Here is a 24,190-nt window from a genome sequence, read left to right as displayed (position 1 = left end):
ATAAGGTGTGATGATGTTAAAAAAAACAAATTTCTTTCATGTTGTGCTGTGGGGTATTCTGGGTATGTGGTCGGTACAAGCATATGCTTTTACGACCACAGAAATATATGAGGCTATTCTTACTGCGGATAAGAAACATATCGTCGATGTCCAAGAAGATGAGGGTTATAATAACCGTTGGCATATGAAGTTTTTAGCCAAAACAGCAGACAAAGAAGATGAAGAAAGTCATGAGGTAGGTATTCCTACTATGCTTAGATATGCGGGAAGTCGCATCCATATTGTGCAAGTGATGCCTAAAGTCGATGCTCGCGTAGCGGATGTGGTGCTTCATGATAGTGATGCCACCAGTCATATTGAAGATTTACAGAACTATGATGCCATGATGTCCGATTTATCGGGTTTTCAGGGTGAAGTGTCTTTTGATGGCAAACGGATGAACTTTAAAGGAAGTGTAAGTGTAGCTGGAAAAAGTTTGGATGAAGTGAAAAATCTGTTGAAAGATTTGCGAGAAGAAACGGCAGATTTGTATTATGAGATTGATCATGCTAACCAAGAAGCTTTGGCTGATTATTTTGAGCATGTGTTAAATAAAGATTACGCGGCGATTGTTGATACACAAGTATTTGTTGAGGTGGTTGGTCATGGTTTTAGTAAGCGCAATCAATTGCGACGCAAAGATTCCAAACTAGGGCATTGGCAGTGGAAAGTGGATGATATTGATGTTGAAACGGTGAATTATGGGCGGTATTTTGAGGAACGTATATGGTTAAATACAGGAAGTTTATCCGAATATAAACAAGAAAAGATGTATGCTGATTTAAGAAAGCGGATCTTAGCAAGGTTACCTAAAGGCGCTAAGTCAACCAAGGTATTGGCGCACCCGAACAAACAAGGTATCACCATGATTGTATTGGAATATCCTTTAGATAAAGAACCTTCAGGTGAAGATATTCGCAATTATCATGAGAAGTTTATTAATTATGTGCGAGGTATTTACCCAAGTTTGCGTAAAATTACTCATAAATATACAGCAGATATGGTGACACAAGTTGTGAAAACATTGTCTGCTAGAGATTTTATGGCACTGATGAATGATGGTTTGGAAGGTTTACCACAGTATGAGACGCAGTATGCCGATGGTCAGTGGAAGTTTAAATACAAAGGTGTGGCATATATTATCACCAACTATAAAACATATATGGAACTTTCATTAATTAAAACTGTAGCCAAAGGACATGATATTGAAGATGTGACGCGTAAGGTTGAGCATTATATCGACAGTAATTTCCCAAACTTTGCTGATAAATATGAAGTGTTACCTTATAAAAATAGCAAACGTACGCTGTGGGTGAAAATGCGCTTTAATTATGGTTTGTTGAATGCAGCAGATGTCAAAGGTGAAAAACTCAAAGAAGAGTACTTGCAGTTTATCAATGATATTGGTCCTGAGTTGCAAGCACAAATTTAGTTGTCTCAAACAGCTGCCCGCAGTTTAAAAATTATTTCTTGCTTCTCGGATGGATGTGAACACTTGTAAGGGCTGTGACTTGGTTTGATGGGTTTGGCTGTAAGCCAAACAGAATGTGGGGTCTAAAGGGCGTAAAAAGGGATTGGTTTGAACCTCTAAACCTATGGTAGAGGGAATGGTTGGTTGGTTGTGAAGGCGTTTGTATTTGTCATCGTCTATGCGTTGTTGAAGATGGTTATTATCGGCATCAACGCTTTGGGCGAACGCTAGGTTCACAAGGGTGTACTCATGGGCGCAATATACTTTGGTTTGTTGGTCGAGTTCGGCAAGTTTTTGTAAACTTTCCCACATTTGTGCAAAGCTTCCTTCAAATAACCTACCACATCCAGCACCAAACAGAGTATCCCCGCAAAATAGCGCGTCATCAATCACAAAGGCAATATGCCCTAGTGTGTGGCCATTAACTTCGAGACTTTGAATATTCAAATGCCCTAGTGAAAAGTGACTGTTGGCGGTTATTGCTTGTTTGATGTATGGAATGCGTGAAGCATCAGCTTGGTTGCCAACCACGGCACATTGGTAGGTTTCTACTAGTTGCTTGTTGCCATCGGTATGGTCCCAGTGGTGGTGTGTGTTGAGGATATGGGTGGGGGTGATGTTGTGTTGTTTACATGCTTCAATCACAGGTTGGGCCAAGGCGGGATCAACCACACAAACCACAGGACTGTGGCGGTCTTGAATAATATAAATATAGTTGTCTCGAAGTACGGGCAACTGATGTACGATGAAGTGCTGATGTTGGTATGTCCACATTGGGCAAGTGTAAACGGAGTTTGATGAATGTCACATAGTGAAGATGGTTCAACGAAAGCAGTGATAACTGCAATTGTTGCCAATGGTTCGGTAACGATTGCAAAATTTGTTGGTTTTGCATTTTCAGGTTCGAGTGCTTTGCTTGCTGAAGCGATTCATTCATTGGCTGATACGGCGAATCAAGGTTTATTGTTTTTGGGTCTAAAGCGGTCGAAACGTGTTGCTGATGGCAAATATCACTTTGGTTATGGGCAAGAACGTTATTTTTGGAATCTGGTGTCAGCCATTACCATTTTCTTTTTAGGCTGTATTTACACCATGATGCATGCTGTTGGGCAGTTGGAAAGTGGGCATGCACCAGAAATGAGCTGGCTTGCTTTTGGTATTTTGGGTTTTGCTTTTGTGGTGGAAGGTTACTCGTTTTATGTGGCATTTGTGGAGTTTACCCGTCAACGTAAAGCTGAAAACATGGGTTTTATGCAATATGTGAAAGAAACGCGAGACCCAACAACGTTGGCAATCTTAATTGAAGATACTGTTGCTGTGCTGGGTTTAACCTTTGCCCTTGTTGGTATGGGGTTGGCAGCTTATACAGGGTCAGCTATTTTTGATGTGGCAGCAGCGATGGGTATTGCGTTGTTGATGGGTTTATTGGCAATATTTTTGGCTGCAACCAATAAAAAGTATTTGCTCAATGTGTCCGATGAGGAAATTAACCAAGTGGCTTTAAAGGCTTGGACTGCTGATGAACGGGTACAAAATGTGCGTCATATTCGCAGCATCGTTCTCTCGCCTGAAGCAAGTATTTTGATGGCAGAGCTTGAGCTAAGAGAAGAAGAGCTGTTTGCCGATATGACAGAGGCTGAAGTACAACAAGCGATTCGTTTTATGCATAGGTTGGATAATGTGCGAGCATCCCTAGAAGAAGCGGTGAGTAAAGAATCCGAAGAAGCCAAACATATTTACATTGAGTTTACAGGGCTTCCCGAAAAAGATTAGGTCTTTAGGGAAGCCTCGTTTTTCCTTTTGCGCCTTGATTTTTGGCAGGATACCAATAAATCAGTATCTCCTTAGTTTTTATGTAACTTTCGTTCAATGCGAATCCATTTGCGTACATTGGCATTGTGTTCTTCCAATGTGGAAGCAAAGGCATGACCGCCTGTGCCATCGGCGACAAAATATAAATAATCGACATCGGCGGGGTATGCCGCTGCGCGTAAACTTTCAGCTCCTGGGTTGCAGATTGGCGTCGGTGGCAAACCGTTGCGTGTGTAGGTGTTCCAAGGGGTGTCGGCTCTTAAATCCTTGCGCCTGATATTGCCATCAAATGTACCTTGGGTGCGATACATGCCATAAATGACCGTAGGGTCCATTTGTAAACGCATGTTTTTTCTTAAACGGTTATGAATGGCAGCTGATACCCAAACGCGCTCTTTGGCAAGGGCTGTTTCTTTTTCGACAATGGAAGCAATAATTCGATTGCGTTTGATTTGTGCCTCATTCCAATCAAGTTCCTGTGCAAGTTTTCCTTCGATTTTGGCGCGTGCATCATACATTTGCTGCAAGATGGACTCAGGCTTTATGGGTTTGTTATAGACATAGGTCTCAGGTAAAAATAAACCTTCATATTCACCTGTACCAACGATGGATTGGAGAGCGTTTTGCCAGTTTTGAAGGGGTGTTTGGGTTTTCTTCGCCAGCAGATGAAGCATTTCATCGGTGCGCAAACCTTCAGGGATGGTGACTTTAAACTGAAGCACTTTGCCTTGGGTAAGTATATTCAACACATAAGGCATATTGAGTGCGCCTTCAAAGTGATACAAACCAGGTTTAAGCTTGGATGCTTGGTCGGATAGGCGGGTGTACCAAGCAAAAAGGGTTGCCGATGAGATAATACCGTTGGTTTCTAAAATTCGGGCAATACTTTTACTCGATGCGCCGTTGGGGATTTGTATATCTTGTGCTGCAACCGTTTGTAACTGGTTGATTTTTGTTTGTGCAAACAAAGCTGAGCCTGCCAAAACCAAGACAACAACAATCAGAATAAGCCAAGTTCTTTTCATAAACGTACACCTTGTTGGGCTTGTAAATTTTGTTGCAAATCAGCAATGGCAGGGTGTTGTGTTTGCAGTGGTTGGTTATCTATGCTTTGCACAACCTGTAAAAAAGACCCTGAATTGAGCAGTACAGCAGCTTCAGTTTGTGCTAAAAGCTGGGCTGAACATGATTGTGGGGTCATTAAACCTTGTTGTATGAAGTAATTTCGAATGTTTCCAGCTAAAATACCATCACCTTGTGGTGTAAGCCATTTTCCTTGGTTAAACAAAGCGATATTGGCAACCAATCCGCTTAAAAGCACATTATTTTTGCATATCAGGGGGCTTTTTCCATCTTGTAAGGTCCAGTGTTGTTTGGCGCGAAGCATGAGCGCGTAATCGGCTGTGAACTTGGCAGGTTTGGGAAGCAAGGCAAAGGGATATTCAACGCTTTGTAAGTGTATGGTTTGTTGCTGGGTTAAAAAGGGAAGCGTTTGAATGAAAATTTGGGGTGTAGCCTGTTGCATAAGCCCCCAAGCAGCTTCACCACCAGTTAGTGTCAGCCGAACCAGACAATCCGAACCTTCTTTTTTTGCCGCGTGTAAACAGTTTTGTTTGATGTTTTCTTGATGTTTATCAGCCAAACAAAGCCCGAAACTTGCAAACCCATGCTGCAAACGTTGCCAATGCTTATCCCATAAAAAAATAGCACCATCAATGACTCGAAAAGTTTCAAAGCAGCTTTCTGCATAACTTAAACCACGGTTGAGATGTTGGACGATTTGAATATCTAGCGCATCATTCATAGGCAAAGCTTACACAGAATCTACCCATCACGCACCAGCAACGATACACTTGCCCCATGAAAATCAAATTGATGCAGATTATACCCCGTGTGGGCGACATTTTAGGCAATACGAGAAAGGTGTATCATGCCATGCAAGATGCCAGTGGCACACCGACTGACTTACTGGTGTTTCCAGAGCTTGTGATTACAGGTTACCCACCCGAAGACTTATTGTTGCGCGCATCTTTTTTGGCTGAGGTGGATGAGGCGATTGGTGCGATAGTGCAGAGCAGCGGTGAAGCTGTGGTGGTTTTTGGTGCGCCTAGAGCTGAAGAAGATAAGTTGTATAACAGTGTTTTTATGGCGCAACACGGCAGACTGATTGGCATTTATGATAAACAAAAACTGCCGAATTATGGTGTCTTTGATGAGCAGCGTTATTTTACGGAAGGTGCAGGGCATGCTGTGTTTAACCTTAAAGGTGTTAAGGTTGGTGTGGGTGTGTGTGAAGACTTATGGGATGATGATTTGGCAGCTTCGCAGCAAGATTTGGGTTGTGATGTTTGGCTTAATCTCAATGCATCACCCTTTCATATCAATAAACAATATGAACGTGAGGCGTTAACAGCCAAACGTGCCAAACAATTCGGATGTCCTGTGGTGTATGTGAACCCAGTGGGTGGACAAGATGAAGTGGTATTTGATGGGGGGTCACATGTGGTGAATCAAGATGGGCAGGTGATGCTTCGTTTGCCTATGTTTGTTGAAGCTACGGCTGAAATAGATACTGAGCCTTTAACACCAGCGATGCTAGCTGTGATTGAAGAGCCAACGGCGCAAATTTACCAAGCTTTGGTTTTGGGCACCAAAGATTATGTGTTGCGTAATGGTAGTACACAAGTGGTGCTTGGTTTGTCGGGTGGCATTGATTCGGCACTTACGGCCGCGATTGCTGTGGATGCCTTGGGTAAAGAGAATGTGTTGGGTGTATTGTTGCCCTCATCATTTTCCAGTGACCATTCCATCAAGGATGCACTGGATTTGGTTGAAAACCTTGGCATTGAAAGCATTACCTTACCGATTGCTGAAAGCGTAGCTGCTATTGAACATACTTTGGCAGAAACCTTTGAAGCTTGGGGAAAAACAGATAGAGATGTAACCGAGGAAAATATTCAAGCGCGCGCTCGTGGTGTGTTGTTGATGGCAATTTCCAATAAAACAGGGCGTATGTTGTTGACAACGGGAAACAAATCGGAAATGGCAGTGGGTTATGCCACCTTATACGGGGATATGGCAGGTGGTTTTGCCGTGCTTAAAGATGTGTATAAAATGGAAGTGTTTGCGCTGTGCAGGTATTTGAATAAAGATAAAGAAGTGATTCCACAACATACCATTGATAAACCGCCATCGGCTGAACTACGTCCTGAGCAAAAAGATTCAGACTCATTGCCTGATTATGCGATTTTGGATGCGATTTTAAAGGCGAGCATTGAAGAACGTTTGAGCGTGAAGGAAATTGCCCAGTTTGGTTATGACCAAAAAGAAGTGCAGCGTATTGTACGCATGGTGCAGTTGGCTGAATATAAACGTCGTCAATCACCACCGGGCATTAAAATTACGGAAAAAGCATTTGGTCGGGATAGGCGTTACCCCATTACCCATGCTTTTACAGCACTCTGATACGCTTAAATTGATTGTTGGCTTACTTTTTGCTGTAATAGTGCTATGATGGATGGAATACAGCAATCAATATCAGAACAGCAGCGCGCTTTGGTGCAGGATATGTTTGTGCATGGGGTGACGCAAGCTGAGTCGGTATTTGAGGCGATGGTCGCCCAACCTATGCAAGTTGCGGTGGATGCTGTGCAGGTGATTGATGTGCCGCGTTTGCAGCAGCAAGTGGCTGAGAACTATGATGTTCATTTATCATGGGTCTTTATGCGGTTTACGGGGTTGGTGTCTGGTTCGGTTGCAATATTGTTTCCTTCAGATTCGATAACTGTACTTATCAATACACTCACGCAAAGCACAATGCGCAGCTATGAAATGGATATTTTTCGTATGGGTGCGATAACCGAAGTTGGTAATATTCTGATGAATGGCGTGATAGGTAAGCTTTGTGATACGAAACAAGGTGAAGTGTCTTTTGATTTTCCCGATTATGAGGAGTTGTCAGCTGATGATTGTTTATCTGTTGGGCAGCAAGGTAGTGTGGTTATGACTGCTAATGTACATTTTTGTGTTTCTGGGTTGTATTTATCTAGTTTATTGATGCTTCAAATCGAACAAGAAAGTTTAACTTCTTTTTTTAGTGCGCTAGAAGCAGGTGGAGTGGAGTAGCATGAAAAGTCTCATGTGCTTTGATGTGTTGCAGACTTTACCTGATGGCGTATGTATTGTTGATAAAGATTATAAAATTGTCTTTTGGAATAAAAGGTTGGTACAATGGTCACAACAGGCGGAAAGTGTGTTTGTTGGTCAAAAGTTAACCGATTTGTACCCTCGCCTGGCTGGTCTTGCTTATAAAACACGTATAGACCAAGTTTTACACAACGGGTCGCCTGCATTTTTTTCTATGTTGTTGCACCATCATCTTTTTGATTTCCAGAAACCTGATGGGAGCTTGCAAGCACAGCGGGTTACAGTCACTTCATTACGCAATGATAATGAAACACTGGCTTTATTTACAGTTGTAGATATGACGCGGTCGGTGTTACGTGAAGAGAAGCACAAAAAAGTTTTGGCTTCTTATGAGCATGAAATTGAACAACGAAAACAGCTGGAACAACAAAATAATATACTTGTGCGCGCTGTGGATAAAGCCGCTGAAGCTTTTGTAATTATGCGTATTCATGGTGACATTGAATATGTGAATAAAGCATTCCTTGCACAAACGGGTTGTTTAAGTTCTGAGCATGTGCTTGGCGAATCGTATTGGGACACATATATTATGCCTTTAGAAGACAACCTTAACCTTACTGTAAAGCAGGTTGTATCAGGTGCTGAAACATGGCAAGGCAGGCTTGAAATCAAGCGTAAGGATGATTCTTGTTTCATGGCATCGGTGAGCATTGCCCCGATTGTTAACCCACAAGGCAAAGTGACCCATGCTGTGGTGGTGCAAGAAGACATTAGTGAGCAGCTTAAGTTTGAAATGCAATATAGGCAAAGTGAGAAACAAGAAGCCTTGGCAACTTTAATTGGTGGCATTGCGCATGATTTTAATAACTTATTATCGGGTATGTTAGGGCATTTGTATTTGGCGAATCGGGAAGTAAAGGATATGCCTAAAACCTCTGTAAGGTTAGGTAAAATACAAGGTGTTGCCAATGATATTGCTGGTATTGTTCAGCAGTTGATGACCTTTGCGCGCAAAGGTGAGGTGAAAAAAAGAAGGTTTCCTTTAGGGTCTTTTATCAAAGAATTTATTCGCTTAGCAGAGCATACCGTGCCTGATAATATCAAGCTTAGCATTGATTTTCAGCGCGCTGATTTTTCGTGTCAGGGTGATGTAGAAAGTTTGCAAGAAGCGCTGTTAAATATTATACAAAATGCCGTGGATGCAGCAGTAGATACGAGAGAACCTACAATTATTCTGGGTTTGCAAAGCTGGGATGCGGATAACGATTCACTTTGGGTTAAAAAACATGCAGCACTTGCAGAGGGTAGGTTTGCCCATATTACCATTGCTGACAATGGTTCAGGCATCAAAGACGAAGATATTCATAAGGTTTTTGACCCATTTTTTACGACAAAAACATTGGGTAGCGGTTTGGGTTTGGCTGTTGCCATTGGTAATATCAAAAATAATCATGGCATGATTGATATTGAATCCAAACCTGACGGTACAGTGGTGCATATTTGGTTACCCTTATTGGAAGATAAAAAGAGTGAAGAGATTCATTCGATACTACCTCGTGAAACAATGAACCAGACGATATTGCTGGTGGATGATGATGGTTTGGTGCGGGATACATGTGCCGAACTTCTTGATGTATTGGGGTATCAAATATTGCAGGCAGAAGATGGGCAATGTGCTGTTGATATGATGCGTGAACATGGTGATCAGGTGGATTTGATAGTTATGGATATGGTGATGCCACGTTTGGTAGGCACGGCTGCAGCAAGCCAAATTCGCCAACTTTATCCTGATGTTCCTATTATTTTTGCCACTGCTTATGATCAGTCGATATCGATTAAAGCCACCAAGGATTTTGCGCACAGTATGCTGATGTCCAAACCCTTTCACCCCGATACTTTACAAGAAAATATCGAGGCTTTTTTATATTAAGGAGATGCTGATTTATTGGTATCCTGCCAAAAATCAGGGCGAGAAAGGAAAAGCGTGGTTTTCTTTTCTCTTACAAATCAAACGATTAGGCTATTGATTTGGCAGCCCGTCCATGGGCTGCACGGAAGTACTGAATAAATCAGCGCTTCCTTAAGGGTGTGCTCCTCGTAAGAAGAGCACAGGTTTGTTTTATGAAACGCCAATACCTTCACGCCATGCAAGAATAAGACGAAACTCTTCATTGGTGAGTTCAACATCTAAATCACCTTTGATTTCAGAGAGTGAAGCATAAGGGTCAGCATCTTTAAGTTCATCCATGGCCTGCTTGAAGCGTTCTTCGCCAATAATATCTTTTACTTCGACATAATGGGCAGCGCGCACCAAAGCAATAAAGTGGTTCAAAATTGTTTTTTGACTTACTCCTTGCTCAGCTGCAATTTCATCCAGTGATTTTCCAGACTTGTATAGGTTCCAAGTATAGACTTGACCATCAGTTGCTGATGGTCCTTTGGCAAGCAATACAGGTTTGCTATCTGCCATCGACTTTTTAGATGATTTTTTACCTACATGCGAGCGAATCACTTCTAAGAAAGCATCACCATATGTGTCGATTTTATGTTTACCCATACCACTGACTAGCGTAAATGGATTGTCATTGTCATTGATATTTCCCAACTGACTTAGTTCAGTCAGTGTCACATCACTAAACAAAGTATGCGGTGCTACATTTTCTTTTTCAGCAAGTTCGGCTCTTAGTTCAACAAGTTTTTTGAATAAGTTGTTGTCTTTGGCAACAGTGAAACGTTTAAGCTTGCGTTTAATGCCTGGTTGGTATTTGGCAAGTATCACAGCTTGTTTTTTCTCCAGCAATGAAGCAGCCATTTCAGTGGGCACCAATGCGGCACGGCGTGAAATATCTTGGTTGTAATAACCGCGATGCACAAGTTGGCGTACAATCGATGTCCATTCATCTGCATTGATATCTTTACCGGCTCCATGACAAGGCAGTTCATCATGTTTTTTGTCTACAATACGTTTGCTCTTAGAGCCACGAAGCACATCAACAATATAACCTACGGCATAATCACCATTAAGTTCTTCAATAGCTTTGGCGACCATATATGCAAGTTCTCTAGCGTCGTATGTTTCAGGTGGGTCCAAACAAACATCGCAGTTGCCACAGTCATGTTCTAAGTATTCATTAAAATAACCCAGTAAAACTTTACGGCGACAGGTGAGTGATTCTGCTAATGAAATCATGCTGTTGAGTTTGTGTACTTCTACACGTCGCTGATCGGGGTTTTCAACGTTTTCAATCAAACGACGAACCAAGTTTACATCACCAGAGCCGTATAAAAGCATGGCTTCAGATTCCAAACCATCACGCCCAGCACGACCTGTTTCTTGGTAGTAGGATTCCATGGATTTGGGTAAATCATGATGAATCACAAACCTAACATTGGGTTTATCGACGCCCATACCAAAGGCAATGGTTGCCACAATCACTTTAACGCGATCACGCAAGAAATCATCTTGTACTTTTTCACGCACGCGACCAGGCATACCTGCATGGTATGCTGAAGCACGGATACCATGGCGTTGCAAGTTTACCGCCATTTCTTCCACGCGTTTGCGCGATAAACAGTAAATAATACCAGAGCAATCTTTCCAATCATCCAAGAATTGAAGGACTTGGGTTAAGGGTTGACGCTTTTCGGCGATTAAATAACGGATATTTGGGCGATCAAAGCTGGATACATACCGTTTAGAGCGACGCATGCCCAAACGTTTTACAATATCATCGCGGGTATGAATATCTGCTGTTGCGGTGAGTGCAATCATAGGCACATTTGGGAAGTTTTCACGTAACTCACCCAAACGCACATATTCGGGACGGAAATCATGTCCCCATTGGGATACACAGTGTGCCTCATCGACAGCAAAGAGCGCAACCTTTACTTTCTCCAAGCGAGAAAGGAATGCCTTGGTTAATAGCCGCTCAGGTGCGACGTATAATAAGTCGAGTTGACCGTTTTCAAATTTTTCCATCACTTCTTTGGCTTCGGCAGCCTTTAAAGAGGAGTTGTAATATGCTGCTGACACACCACATCGATTGAGAGCATCCACCTGATCTTTCATCAATGAAATCAGTGGGGAGATGACAATGCCTGTACCTTCGCGCATGATGGATGGAATTTGGTAGCATAAAGATTTACCTCCACCTGTTGGCATCAATACGAAGGCATCCTTGCCATCGAGCACTGAGCATATTACTTCTTCTTGTGGGGGGCGGAATTCATCATATCCGAATACTTCTTTTAATACATTTTTTGCTTGTTGTTTAACTTTTTTCGTTGCCATTTAGTCATTTCAACACGAAGGGAGAATGCATGCAAGTTAAAATTTATTCATATACTAAATACTTTTACATATGACACAGTTTCGCCCAGCTTTCTTTGCTTCATATAATGCTTCATCTGCGACATGGACAAAATCACGGGCATGGTGTTTGATCATGGGTGATGTTGTGACAACGCCAAGACTGATGGTAATAATGTCGCTGGTTGGAGATTGCTGGTGTTCAAGTTGAAGTGAGAGAACTTTTTTACGCAAACGGTCTGCAATTAGCATGGCACCTTGCCCATGGGTATTGGGCAATAAAGCAACAAACTCTTCCCCACCATAACGAGCAAGTAAGTCTGTGGGGCGTTGCAAGGTGTTTTTGAGGGCTTGGGCGACTTCTTTAAGGCAGTCGTCACCAGCTAGGTGACCATAAAAATCATTGTATAGTTTAAAGTGGTCAATATCGATGAAAATTAAGGATAGTGATGTGGTTTCACGCATAGCGCGTTGCCACTCCACTTCAAAATATTGGTCAAAAGAGCGGCGGTTGGGTATTTCAGTTAAACTATCTTCAAGTGATGAACGCTCCAATTTTTCAATCACTTGTTTCAATTTCTTTTTGTTCTCCAGCAGTGTTTGGTACATGGCTTGGCGTTCTAAATGGTCAATATATGAACGTGTGTGGTAGCGCAAACGTAAAATTAATTCCATTTTATCAGGCATTTTCAGCAAATAATCATTGGCACCAAGTTCAAAAGCCTTTTTATGAGACTCAATACTGGCATCCATAGTAAGAATAAGCACGGGAATATCTTGGGTGGCTTCATGGGTTTGCAGTTGTTGAAGTATGGCAAAACCATCCATAATGGGCATGTGTAAATCCAAAAGAATAACAGTAGGACCAATATTTAATATTTGTTCAATGGCAAGCTTAGGGTCATTGCATTCATGGTAATGAATATGTGGGGTGTGTTTTAACATCTTTTTAACAGACTTGGTCACACTTCGTTGGTCATCAAGATAAAAGACAGTGACGGGGTACTGTCCCCAATCTTGTTTACTACTGACCATAAGTGCTCCTTATTGTACTGTTATACCATGATAGCTATGCAATGATGATGCCAAAGCATAAGAGAATTATATTCTACCGTTATTGGTGATGCCGAAAGGGATATGTACCATAGGAATATTACCAAGTTTTGATTGTAAATGATTCTTTTGGTCATCAAAAAACATGTGTGGTTTTAAGGTGTTGAGGATATGTTCTTTTTTCATGCCACCCAAGAAAAAAGTTTCATTGGCACTTACTCCCCAATTTTCTAAGGTGGTAATCACACGCTCATGGGTAGGGGCGCTACGGGCGGTGATAATGCTGGTGCGAATGATACGTTGATATGATGAATCTTTGGTTTCTTCATCAGCTTCTAAGGCTTGTAGATCCGATAGTTTTTTGAACAAGTCCGCAAGTGGACCTGGATTGTGTGGTTTGAGCTTGTTGTTAATTTCATGTTGAACAAACTCATCAAGCTTACCATCTTGAAACACAGATTCGGCTTCATCATCGGCAATTACACCATCAAAATCAAAGGCAATGCGTAGTTCATGGTCATTATTATCATCATTGACTTTAGAGGGTAATACCATGCCTGCTGGATAACCTGAATCAATGGCTTTGAGCACATCACCTTCATTGGCAGAAAGGAATAGAGAGGCATTAAACGCGGGGATATAGGCATAGGGTGATTTGCCTTCCATAAACGCGGCGCGGGAGATGTTTAAGTCATAATGTTGGATAGATCGGAACACGCGTTTGCCAGTCACTGCTGAATTGCGCGATAATAACACCACTTCTACAGGTTGCTGCTCAGCAAAACGGTCATTGATACTTAGAAAACGGCGAACAAAAGGGAAAGCAACACCTTTGCCCAACACATCATCCAAATGCTCCTCTTGATAAGCCTTGTAAGCTTTTGCACCTTGTTCTCTAAAGACTTTATCCGATTCACTTAAATCAAACAATGCACTGGATGACACCGCAATCACTAATTTTTTATCAATGGGATAAGCCATGTTTCCTCCAAGGTTTTTGATGTATCTTTAAATTGAAACCTATCGTTTTTAAACACTTATGCCAGTTTATATGCTGAAATCACAAGGCATGTAGCTGATAAGATAGCTAAGCTCTCAATATATCTTCAATATGTTTGATGATTTCTTTTTTTGTTGATGTTTTTCGGTAAACCATGGCAATGGTTCGGTAGGGTTGGGGTTTGATAAAAGGGATATAATGGATGTCCGTTTCCACATGATTAATGGCGATTTCAGGTATCATGGTGATGCCTGTGCCAGCTTTGACCATTTGCCTAAGTGTTTCAAGGCTTGTAGCGCGAAAGTCTTGCTCTTCACCAATATTATGTTGGTGACAAACTTCCAAAGCGTGGTCGCGTAAACAATGACCTTCTTCAAGCAGCAATAATCTGTATTGGGCAAGTGTATCGATGTTAATCCTAGCAGTGTTTGCCAAAGGGTGGGTGGGGCTAGTGGCTAGGAAGAAATTATCATCAAACAAGGCATTGATTTCCAGCGACTCACCAAGCACGGGCAGAGCGAGTAGGGCTGCATCAATTTCACCTTTGTGCAGACGGTCGAGCAACTCAGCCGTTTTTTCTTCAATAAGAATCAGGTGAAGGTCAGGCATGAGCGCTTTGATTTTTGGCACCATGCCGGGGAATATATAAGTGGCAAGGGTTGGGAATGCGCCAAGCCTAAATTTGCCTGAAAATGGATTGTGCGCGTGTTCTGCAATTTCTTCGATTCGCGCCACTTCTTGTAGGATTTTTTCAGCTGATTGGATGATGTCTTTACCTTCTTCGGTAATCATCACTTGTTTGTTATCGCGCTCAAAGATTTTTACATCCAAGTATTTTTCCATCTTTTTGATTTGTGCGCTCAGTGTGGGCTGGCTAACATGACAATGTTCTGCAGCTTTGGTGAAATTGCGCAATTCAGCGACGGCAACCAAGTATGACATTTCACGTAAGTTCATGATTACTCCTTATATTGCCTCTTTCATCATAGTTAAAAGCTATTGTTATCATACAAAACATCGCTTGTACATAGGTTTTAGCTATTGATACCATTTCAAATGTGAAAATACACGCGGTTTTCACATGAAGTTTGAAATCAAGGAGGGTAAAACCCATGAAAACAAGAAATCTATTAATGAGTATAGCGGTGGCAAGCTTGTTAGCCGTACCGCTATCAACGACGACTTTTGCCGACCCCAACGTGCATAAAGGGGAAGCAAAAACCAATCAATTTTGGTGGCCTGAACAACTTAACCTCAGCCCACTTCGTGCTCACGATGCTTCATCCAATCCTTTGGGTGAAAGTTTTAACTATGCCAAGGCGTTTGCGCAGTTAGACTTGCAAGCGGTGAAGAAGGATATTGATGCCTTGTTAACCACATCGCAAGATTGGTGGCCTGCCGATTATGGCAATTATGGGCCATTCTTTATTCGTATGGCTTGGCATAGTGCAGGCACATACCGTGTGCATGATGGCCGTGGTGGTGCGGCAGGTGGGCAACAACGCTTTGAGCCATTAAACAGTTGGCCTGATAATGGCAATCTTGATAAAGCCAGACGTTTATTGTGGCCTGTAAAACAGAAATATGGCGAACATATTTCTTGGGCTGATTTGATGATTCTTGCAGGCAATGTAGCCATGGAAAACATGGGTTTTAAAACCTTAGGTTTTGCTGGTGGTCGAGAGGATGATTGGGAGCCTGATTTAATTTATTGGGGTTCAGAAACAAAATTCATGGACCATAAACGTCGCAATAAAGATGGTGAGTTAGAAAAACCACTTGCGGCTGTGCAAATGGGTTTGATTTATGTAAATCCTGAAGGCCCGAATGGTATTCCAGACCCATTGGCTGCGGCGCAATCGATTCGTGAATCTTTTGGTCGCATGGCGATGAATGATGAAGAAGTGGTTGCGTTGATTGCAGGTGGTCACACCTTTGGTAAAGCGCATGGTGCACATAAACCCTCCAAATGTGTGGGTGCAGAGCCAGCAGCGGCACCCATCGAAGATCAGGGTTTTGGCTGGAAGAACAAGTGTGGCAAAGGTAATGCTGAGGACACAGTAACCAGTGGTTTAGAAGGTGCGTGGACATCATCACCTACCGAATGGACAACTTTGTATTTGGAAAACTTGTTCCACTTTGAGTGGAAAAAAACCAGAAGTCCAGCGGGTGCAATTCAATGGGTTCCAACCGATGAATCTGCAAAAATTGTGCCTGATGCGCATGTGGATGGTAAGTTTCATACGCCTATCATGTTTACCACAGACTTGGCATTGAAGTTTGACCCCAGTTACAAAGTGATTGCCAAACGTTTTCAAGAGCATCCCGAAGCGTTTGAACATGCCTTTGCGAGTGCTTGGTTTAAACTAACCCACAGAGATATGGGACCGCGTACACGTTATGTTGGGGCTGATGTGCCAAGTGAAGTCATGGTTTGGCAAGATCCGATTCCCAGTGTTGATTATAAGTTGATTGATGCAGGAGATATTAAATCGCTTAAACAAGACATCCTTCACTCGGGGTTAACTGTGCCAGAGCTTGTGCGTACTGCTTGGGCATCGGCAGCCAGTTTCCGTAGCAGTGATATGCGTGGTGGTGCCAATGGTGCTCGCCTTAGCTTAGCACCACAGAAGGATTGGGCGGTGAATAACCCTCAAGAATTGGCGAAAGTGCTTAACGTGTTGAAAGGTATTCAGCAAGACTTTAACCATGCTTTCTTTAGTCGGACTAAAGTATCCTTGGCAGATTTGATTGTGCTTGGCGGTGCAGCAGCGATTGAAAAAGCGGCTAAAGATGCAGGGTTTACTGTGAAAGTACCATTTGCACCAGGCCGTGCTGATGCAACACAAGCGCAAACGGATGTGAAATCATTTGCCGTGTTAGAGCTGACTGCCGATGGTTTCCGCAATTATTATGATGCGTCTAGCTATCGTGGTCCTGTGGAAATGTTGGTGGATAAAGCAAGCTTGTTGAATCTCACTGTGCCTGAAATGACGGTGTTGGTCGGGGGTATGCGTGTGCTTGATACCAATGTCGATGGATCAAAACATGGTGTATTCACGGCTAAACCCGCCACATTAAGCAATGATTTCTTCGTCAACTTGCTTGATATGGCAACAGCTTGGAAAAAATCCGATAAAGCTGAGGGTATGTATGAAGGGTTTGATAGAAAAACAGGTCAACACAAGTGGAGTGCCACATCCGTTGACTTGATTTTCGGTTCAAACTCAGAGCTAAGAGCTGTTGCTGAAGTGTATGCATTTGATGATTCCAAAGAAAAATTTGTACATGACTTCATCCAAGCATGGACAAAAGTGATGAATCTTGATCGCTTTTAATGAATCAGTAATCGTTTAACATTGATTCAAATGAAGGATAAATGCCTGCTTTTTTAAAGCGGGCATTTATCTGATATAGTGGGTTATGTGTAGCGTATTTATTTTAAGACATCAGATAATTTTTTATACAATGCATCAGGTGTATAAGGTTTTTGTAAGAAGCCAGCCAAACCTTTACCAGCAAAACGGTTGGTTGCATCCTGTTCATTATAACCTGATGATAGAATGACCGTGACATCAGGTTGTATGATTTTTAATTCACGAAAAACAGTGCTGCCGTCCATGTCTGGCATGGTCATGTCGAGTAAGATGGCAATAATGTCTTTTTGTTGCGCTTTGAAGATGGCGATGCCTTCTACACCTCCTGATGCAGTAAGCACTGTATATCCTGCTTCTTCAAGCATAATACTGGCAATTTCGCGTACACTTTCTTCATCATCGATAACAAGCACGATGCCATGTTGATGTTGAATAATGGGTTTAATGTCTGCTGCATTTGTGGGTTTATCGGATGTTGCACATGGGAAAAGGAGTTTAAAGCTTGAGCCTTTTCCTTCTTCAGAATACACTTTGATTGCACCTTTATGACCGCGGATAATACCAAGAATCGCACTCATGCCCAAACCACGCCCTGTAAATTTGGTGGTGAAAAATGGGTCAAAAAGCCGTTTTTGGGTTTCTTTGCTCATCCCACAGCCAGTATCGGATACTTCAAGGGTTACATAACGCCCGGCTTGAATATCGTCATGGATGTAGGTGGTTTTGATATAATCATCGCTAACATGAACGACACTAGTGTGTACGGTGATGGTACCGCTATTTTTACCAATGGCTTCTGATGCATTGATGACAAGATTCATTATGATTTGTTGAATTTGGGATACATCAGCTTCGATATAGGGCAGTTGCTGGGTGAGGTCTAAGCGCATCACAATATTTTTTTGTATCGAAACCTCTAATAAGGCAAGCATTTCTTCGACCATTTCGGTGAGGCTGATATGTTTAATAATAAACTTGCCTTTACCTGAATAAGCCAACATTTGTTTGCACAATTCAGCGGCACGTTCACTGGATTTCTCGATATTATCCAACATGGGTGAGATAGGGGATAAGGCATCTGTTCGTGCTTTGGCAATGGCTGCATTGCCCAAAATTGCGGTCAGTATATTGTTGAAATCATGGGCAATACCACCTGCGAGCACGCCTAGCGATTCCAAACGTTGGGTATGTTCGAGTTGTTCGCGTTCATATTTAGCTTGGGTAATGTCACGCACGGTGACAAGAAATAACTTCTGGGTGAACACATACATGTCCGCACAACTTATTTCTAAGGGAAATATTTCTCCTGATTTTCGTTTGCCTTCTGATTCGCTGTTTTGTTGTAATACTTGGAAATCTAGTGTTTCTGCTGTGATTAGCTGTTGGATGGGTTGACCCAACAAGGTCTCTTCTTCGTATGCAAAAATCGTGCATGCTGCTGGATTGAGGCTTAGAATAACACCTGTTTCACTGATGGTGATAATGCCATCGGCTGCATTCTCAATCACAGCTTGCATACGGGCTGTTTGTTCTGAGACTTGATAATCAAGTGCTGTATTTTGGTTGGCTAAGGAGACCACATGATCTTTTAACTTGCGTTGTGACGCTTGTACTTTGTGAATCATGCTTATAAAAGCTTGGCTGAGCGCATTGACTTCTGCTGTGATGGTGCGAGGAGCATGGAAAGTATCTTGTGTCAAATGAAGGTCTGGGTTATGGGCAATTTCTGTTGTGATTTTTGTCAGTTGATGCAGGGGCATGGTTAATCGGCGGGTAAAAATATAAATAAGTAAGGAAGCGAATAATAAACTAACCCCAACCCACATGATATAATTGCGTTGTACTTGATGTAAAAATGCAAAGGCTTCTTGGGTGTCAACTTTAACCACCATCCCCCATTGCAAAGCAGGAATATATTCCCATACGGCGATAACTTCTTGACCACGCCAGTCGTAAAATATACCTGAGCCATTGTGTCCAGAAGAAGCTTGTTCAATGGGTAGAGGCTGCTCTGAATGTAAGGGGACAGTGCGTTTAAAAGCAGCATTGGCATCATGACGAAGTGGTGCAGTAATCAAAATTTGTTGGTTGCTGCGTTGCCCTGTTACGATTTCCCCTGTTTGACCGATGCCGACAAGGTCATCGAGTTCATCATAGAAAGCAAGGGTGTCAAATTGCAATGCAATGACACCAAGCATGACACCATCATTGATAATCGGCGTGGCAACAAAAGCACCTGGTGCATCTGATGGTGGGTAGTAAGCGAATGTTGAGTTGCTGGTTTGCAAAAAGTCTTTAGCCTGTTTGAAAACAAACCCTAAACCTGTGTTTTTGTATGGTCCATGGATAAGGTTGGTCGCAAAGTCTTTTTCGTGCTTTATCGTATAAACAATATTGCCTTGCAAATCGATGATAAACAGGTCGTAATAACCCCAGCTTGATAAAAAATGCTCAAAGGATTTTCCATAGTGCGTGTTGACGAACTTGTAAACTTTAGGGTTTTGGGTTTGGTGATGAAATGCATGGATGATTGCTTTTGTGGCGATTTGTGTTGTCTGCATGTTACTTAATACTTCAATCTGTATCAAATGCTGATCAATATAGGTATTGAGTGTATTTATTTTATTGTCAGCAAGGCTTTGTAACGCGGCTATTTTTTCTTCGACTGCTATTTTTTTTAGGCTGCTAAGTGTATGCCAACCTGAGGTAAGCGAAAGTATGATGATGATACTGAGTATAAGTAGCATAAGCACACTAAAAATGCTGGGCTTTGTGGTGATAAGGGGAATTTTGCCTAAAAGCTTACTCATGGTTGCCCCTGTTTTGCAGGCTTCGCATGTGTGGTTTGGCTTGCCCAGTGTTTATGCCATCCGAGGTAGAGTTGTTTGAGATACTGGTCTGCTTCCTGTACGGAAACCAATGCTGGGTAAGGCATAGGGCGGATAGGTTGAGTTGAAGACCAAAGTATCTTAAACTGACCATTTTCTTGGATTTGACCTATGCGTGCAGTTTTCCATGTATGCTGGGTGCGATTATCAATAGAAACAATGCCTTCAGGTCCAGTGAAACTTTGGTGGCGTACGGTTTGACGTACGGTTGCCGTATCATCGGTTTGTGCTGAAAGCACTGCCTGTGACCATAGGTGAACCCCATTCCAAGCAGCTTCCATAGGGTCGCTTACGGGAAGGTTTTTCCCATAATGGGACTGGTAAGCTTGGACAAATTTATGATTTTCAGGGGTGTTGATGCTTTGAAAATAATTCCAAGCGGCGTAATGCCCTTGAATATTGGTGCTTTTATGTATCTTGGATAGCTCAGCTTCACCAATACTGAGTGACATGACAGGTATATCACTTGCGGTAATACTCGCTTTTTGCAAAGCTGAAAAGAAGGCGATATTGGAGTCACCATTGATACTATTGATCACCACATCAGGTTTTAATTGTTTGAGGTCGGCAATCACTTGTGTCATGTCTGTGGCACCCAATGGCATATAATGTTCGCCGATAATCGCACCATCTAATAGTGGTGTTTGTTTATGGATTAACCAGCTCGCAACGCGCGGGAACACATAATCAGAACCAATCAAATATATTCGTGACCCAAAGTTTCGGATAGACCACGATACGGCAGGAATAATTTGTTGGTTGGGAGCTGCCCCCATATAAATAATATTGGGCGATGTTTCTAAACCTTCATATTGTACAGGGTAAAAGAGTAGGTGATGGTATTTCTCTACAATGGGGCGCACTCTTTTTCGGCTTGCCGATGTCCAACAACCAAAAATAACGCGTACTTTTTCTTGCGTAATCAAATATTCAGCTTGTTTGGCAAAAGTATCCCAGTCTGATTTTCCATCAATAATAACAGGCTCTATTTGTCGCCCAAGCAAACCACCTTGTGCATTGATTTCCTCGATTGCTAGCAGAGTCGCTTGCATCACTGGTTTCTCACTGATGGCCATAGTGCCCGTTAAAGAATGGAGAATGCCTACTTTAATCGGCGGTGATTCTTTTTCAGGGTAAAATGCAAAAACAATGAGCGCACATGAGAACAGAATTGGAAGCAGTAAAAGAAATTTTCTCATGTTACCCTCAGTTGGTTTGTGCGCACATGAAATATTTTAGCAGAATTATTTGGGAATTGAAATGCTTTTTAAGAGCACTGCATGGTAATGGCGTTGTTTATTTGTTGTATGTTTGCATGGGAAGCGATGAATGGTGGCATGGTGTATAATAACTTACCAAAAGGACGCAGCCACACGCCCTGTTCGATGAGTTTGGCTTGAATGGATGATATATCCATGACCTCTTTCATTTCGACCACGCCAATCGCACCTATCACCCGCACATCTGCAACTTTATTCGATTGTAGGCAGGGCTTTAAACCATTTTTGAGTTGGGTTTCGATGTTTTGGATGCGTTGTTGCCAAGGCGAAACCAGTAATAAATCAATGGATGCTTTGGCAACAGCACATGCTAATGGGTTTGCCATAAAGGTGGGGCCGTGCATGAGGATATTACCTTCTTTTTGGATGCCTTGGCTGATTTTAGGGTCACAGAGTATGGCGGCGAGTGTCATGTAGCCACCTGTTAAGGCTTTGCCTAGACATAAGATGTCAGGCTGAATATTGGCGTGTTCACAGGCGAATAATTTACCTGTGCGCCCAAAACCTGTGGCTATTTCATCGACAATGAGGAGTACATTATATTCATTACACAATACGCGGATTTCTTTTAATACTTCGGCATCATAAAATAGCATACCACCAGCACCTTGCACGATGGGTTCAATAATCATGGCGGAAAGTTCATGGTGATGTTGGGCAAAAGTTGTTCGCAAACTTTCAATCTCGGGTTGCACAAAGATATGTTGGGGTAATATGTCTCTGAATAGATGATGCATACTATTATCAGGGTCGCAGACACTCATCGCGCCGAATGTGTCGCCGTGATAAGCGTGGGTGAGGCTTAAAAACTTGGTCTTTTTAGTATTTTTTTGACCTTGCCAGTATTGTAATGCCATTTTTAAGGCAGTTTCGACGGAAACTGAGCCTGAATCGGCAAAAAAGACGTGTTTTAGGTTATTCGGTGCGATTTCTAGCAATATTTTGGCTAAATCAATGGCAGGTTGATGGGTTAAGCCACCAAACATCACATGTGCCATGTTTTTGAGTTGTTTTTCAATGGCTTGGTTCAATTCTGGCACATTATAACCATGAATCGCAGACCACCATGAGCTCATGCCATCAATGACTGTTCGCCCATCGCTGAGGGTGAGGTTTACGCCTTGTGCGGATTCAACTTGGTAAATAGGTGAAGGGTTGGGCATAGCGGCATAGGGATGCCAAATATGCTCGCGTTCCCATGCTGAGTTAGACATGATTCAAACTTAGCCGTCATTCCCGCGAAGGCGGGAATCTACTTCATGGATTCCCGCCTTCGCGGGAATGACGGAATTGTTTATGTTGAACATTATAAAAATAGCTTTAAGGCTTCATTATTGCTTTCATCAACATAGGTGTAACCCACATCTTCGAGGAAAGCTTGGAAAGTATTTAAGTCCTTATCAGGTACTTCAAAACCAACCAAAACGCGACCAAATGCAGCACCATGATTGCGATAATGGAATAGGGATATATTCCAGCGACCTGCAAGTTTGGTTAAGAAATCGAGCAATGCACGCGGGCGTTCTGGAAATTCGAAGCGATATAGGTGTTCATCATGCACATCCACAGACTTACCGCCCACCAAATGCCTTAAATGCAATTTTGCAGCTTCATTGTCCATCAAACTGGTGATTTGATAGCCATGCTCACGCAATTCAGTGGTGATTTTTTCAGCTTGTGAACCATGTTTGATGGCAACGCCTACATATACATAAGCTTCATGGCGGCTGGACATACGATAATTGAATTCAGTGACATTGTATGCGCCCAGTTGATTGCAAAATTCAAGGAATGAACCTGCTCTTTCAGGAATTTGTACAGTGAACAACGCTTCACGACGTTCTCCCAATTCTGCGCGCTCTGAAACATGGCGTAGACGGTCAAAATTCATGTTTGCACCGCTATTGATAGCAACCAATGTTTGTTTATTGACAGCTTCACGTTTGACATATTTTTTCAAGGCTGCCAAAGCCAATGCGCCCGCAGGCTCAACAATAGCGCGAATTTCATCGTAAATATCCTTGATGGCGGCACATGTTTCATCAGTGTCGACCAAGATGACTTCATCCAAATATTGTTTGCATAGGTCAAATGTGATGTCACCGACTTGTTTGACCGCTACACCATCTGCAAAAATACCCACTTGGTCTAAAGTGACCAGTTTATCTGCTTTTATAGACTCAAACATGGCTGCGGAGTCCACGGGCTCAACACCAATCAACTTGGTTTGTGGGGATTTGGCTTTGAAATATGCGGCAATACCCGCAGCTAAACCACCACCACCGATAGGAATAAACACGGCATCAATCGGTCGCTTGCTTTGTTTGATTAATTCTTTGGCGACAGTGCCTTGCCCTGCAATCACCAGTTCATTGTCGTAAGGGTGGATAAAGGTGTATCCATTTTCATCGCACAAGACTTTGGCATGTGCTGAAGCATCGGAATAGGAATCACCAATCAACACCACATTACCGCCCATGGCTTCTACGGCAGACACTTTGATATCGGGCGTGGTTTCAGGCATCACAATCGTGGCTGCAATGCCAAGCTTGGCGGCACTCATGGCAACACCTTGGGCATGATTGCCTGCAGATGCACAAATCACACCTTTGTCTTTGTCTTCTTGGCTAAGGTTGGCGATTTTATTGTATGCACCACGAAGCTTAAACGAGAATACAGGTTGTAAGTCTTCGCGTTTGAATACCACATCATTGTTTAAACGTTTGGATAATTTGGGTGCAGCCGTGAGCGGTGTTTTAATCGCAACATCATACACTTTGGCTTCATCAATGGCTTTTATATAATCAAAACTCAT

At 42.5% G+C, this 24,190-nt stretch carries 17 protein-coding genes; 6 read left to right on the top strand and 11 right to left on the bottom strand.

The genetic code is table 11. The features are described from left to right. The first annotated feature begins 13 nt into the window (after positions 1-13). On the top strand, positions 14-1,471 hold the full coding sequence (locus tag DM09_RS02865; protein WP_038247581.1) for a hypothetical protein: 1,458 nt from the start codon (positions 14-16) through the stop codon (positions 1,469-1,471). A 24-nt stretch (positions 1,472-1,495) separates the two neighbouring features. Here the strand turns inward: DM09_RS02865 and gloB are convergent, their stop codons facing one another. Next, positions 1,496-2,284: a hydroxyacylglutathione hydrolase gene (gene gloB / locus DM09_RS02860; protein ID WP_038247579.1), complete on the bottom strand. Its 789-nt coding sequence runs from the start codon at positions 2,282-2,284 to the stop codon at positions 1,496-1,498. Positions 2,285-2,311: 27 nt separating this feature from the next. Between gloB and DM09_RS02855 the strand changes: the two genes are divergently transcribed. Further along, positions 2,312-3,283, top strand: coding sequence for a cation diffusion facilitator family transporter (locus tag DM09_RS02855; RefSeq protein WP_038247576.1), 972 nt, complete (start codon positions 2,312-2,314; stop codon positions 3,281-3,283). Between the two features lie 71 nt (positions 3,284-3,354). Here DM09_RS02855 and mltG read toward each other — a convergent pair whose 3' ends face one another. Further along, entirely contained in the window at positions 3,355-4,347 is a 993-nt protein-coding gene (gene mltG, locus DM09_RS02850) for an endolytic transglycosylase MltG (RefSeq protein WP_038247574.1), read from the bottom strand. Further along, the gene (locus DM09_RS02845; protein WP_051938013.1) at positions 4,344-5,126 is read right to left on the bottom strand and encodes an aminotransferase class IV; all 783 of its coding nucleotides are present in this window, start codon (positions 5,124-5,126) and stop codon (positions 4,344-4,346) included. The genes mltG and DM09_RS02845 overlap by 4 nt, the downstream gene beginning before the upstream one ends. A gap of 56 nt (positions 5,127-5,182) precedes the next feature. Here DM09_RS02845 and DM09_RS02840 point away from each other — a divergent pair, with 56 nt between their 5' ends. Genes DM09_RS02840 through DM09_RS02830 form a run of 3 tightly spaced genes read left to right on the top strand, consistent with a single transcriptional unit; the run spans position 5,183 to position 9,398 of the window. After that, on the top strand, positions 5,183-6,787 hold the full coding sequence (locus tag DM09_RS02840; protein WP_038247572.1) for an NAD+ synthase: 1,605 nt from the start codon (positions 5,183-5,185) through the stop codon (positions 6,785-6,787). A 45-nt stretch (positions 6,788-6,832) separates the two neighbouring features. After that, positions 6,833-7,447 carry a hypothetical protein gene (locus DM09_RS02835; protein WP_038247570.1) on the top strand — a complete coding sequence of 205 codons (615 nt, stop codon included), beginning with the start codon at positions 6,833-6,835 and terminating at the stop codon, positions 7,445-7,447. Between the two features lies 1 nt (position 7,448). Continuing rightward, complete coding sequence (locus DM09_RS02830) at positions 7,449-9,398, top strand: PAS domain-containing hybrid sensor histidine kinase/response regulator (RefSeq protein WP_051938011.1); 1,950 nt, start codon at positions 7,449-7,451, stop codon at positions 9,396-9,398. A gap of 189 nt (positions 9,399-9,587) precedes the next feature. Here DM09_RS02830 and recQ read toward each other — a convergent pair whose 3' ends face one another. The 4 genes from recQ to DM09_RS02810 form a co-directional block, all read right to left on the bottom strand. Next, on the bottom strand, positions 9,588-11,759 hold the full coding sequence (gene recQ / locus DM09_RS02825; RefSeq protein WP_038247568.1) for a DNA helicase RecQ: 2,172 nt from the start codon (positions 11,757-11,759) through the stop codon (positions 9,588-9,590). A 54-nt stretch (positions 11,760-11,813) separates the two neighbouring features. Next, the gene (locus DM09_RS02820) at positions 11,814-12,812 is read right to left on the bottom strand and encodes a diguanylate cyclase domain-containing protein (RefSeq protein WP_051938008.1); all 999 of its coding nucleotides are present in this window, start codon (positions 12,810-12,812) and stop codon (positions 11,814-11,816) included. 66 nt (positions 12,813-12,878) lie between these two features. Further along, complete coding sequence (locus tag DM09_RS02815; RefSeq protein ID WP_038247566.1) at positions 12,879-13,811, bottom strand: 5'-nucleotidase; 933 nt, start codon at positions 13,809-13,811, stop codon at positions 12,879-12,881. A 106-nt stretch (positions 13,812-13,917) separates the two neighbouring features. Continuing rightward, the gene (locus DM09_RS02810) at positions 13,918-14,787 is read right to left on the bottom strand and encodes a LysR substrate-binding domain-containing protein (protein WP_038247565.1); all 870 of its coding nucleotides are present in this window, start codon (positions 14,785-14,787) and stop codon (positions 13,918-13,920) included. Positions 14,788-14,942: 155 nt separating this feature from the next. Between DM09_RS02810 and katG the strand changes: the two genes are divergently transcribed. Then, the gene (gene katG / locus DM09_RS02805) at positions 14,943-17,168 is read left to right on the top strand and encodes a catalase/peroxidase HPI (RefSeq protein WP_081881066.1); all 2,226 of its coding nucleotides are present in this window, start codon (positions 14,943-14,945) and stop codon (positions 17,166-17,168) included. 98 nt (positions 17,169-17,266) lie between these two features. Here the strand turns inward: katG and DM09_RS10985 are convergent, their stop codons facing one another. The 4 genes from DM09_RS10985 to ilvA all read right to left on the bottom strand — a co-directional run bounded on the left by DM09_RS10985 (position 17,267) and on the right by ilvA (position 24,190). Further along, positions 17,267-20,017 carry a hybrid sensor histidine kinase/response regulator gene (locus tag DM09_RS10985; RefSeq protein WP_051938006.1) on the bottom strand — a complete coding sequence of 917 codons (2,751 nt, stop codon included), beginning with the start codon at positions 20,015-20,017 and terminating at the stop codon, positions 17,267-17,269. After that, complete coding sequence (locus DM09_RS02795) at positions 20,014-21,294, bottom strand: urea ABC transporter substrate-binding protein (RefSeq protein WP_038247561.1); 1,281 nt, start codon at positions 21,292-21,294, stop codon at positions 20,014-20,016. The genes DM09_RS10985 and DM09_RS02795 overlap by 4 nt, the downstream gene beginning before the upstream one ends. 68 nt (positions 21,295-21,362) lie before the next feature. After that, complete coding sequence (gene bioA, locus DM09_RS02790; protein WP_038247559.1) at positions 21,363-22,589, bottom strand: adenosylmethionine--8-amino-7-oxononanoate transaminase; 1,227 nt, start codon at positions 22,587-22,589, stop codon at positions 21,363-21,365. Between the two features lie 92 nt (positions 22,590-22,681). Beyond that, positions 22,682-24,190, bottom strand: coding sequence for a threonine ammonia-lyase, biosynthetic (gene ilvA, locus DM09_RS02785; protein WP_038247557.1), 1,509 nt, complete (start codon positions 24,188-24,190; stop codon positions 22,682-22,684).

This window comes from Ghiorsea bivora (assembly GCF_000744415.1).
In the GTDB taxonomy this organism is placed as follows: Bacteria; Pseudomonadota; Zetaproteobacteria; order Mariprofundales; family Mariprofundaceae; genus Ghiorsea; species Ghiorsea bivora.
The sequence above is the reverse complement of the archived record's forward strand: the minus strand, read 5'-3'. Positions and strand labels throughout refer to the sequence as shown.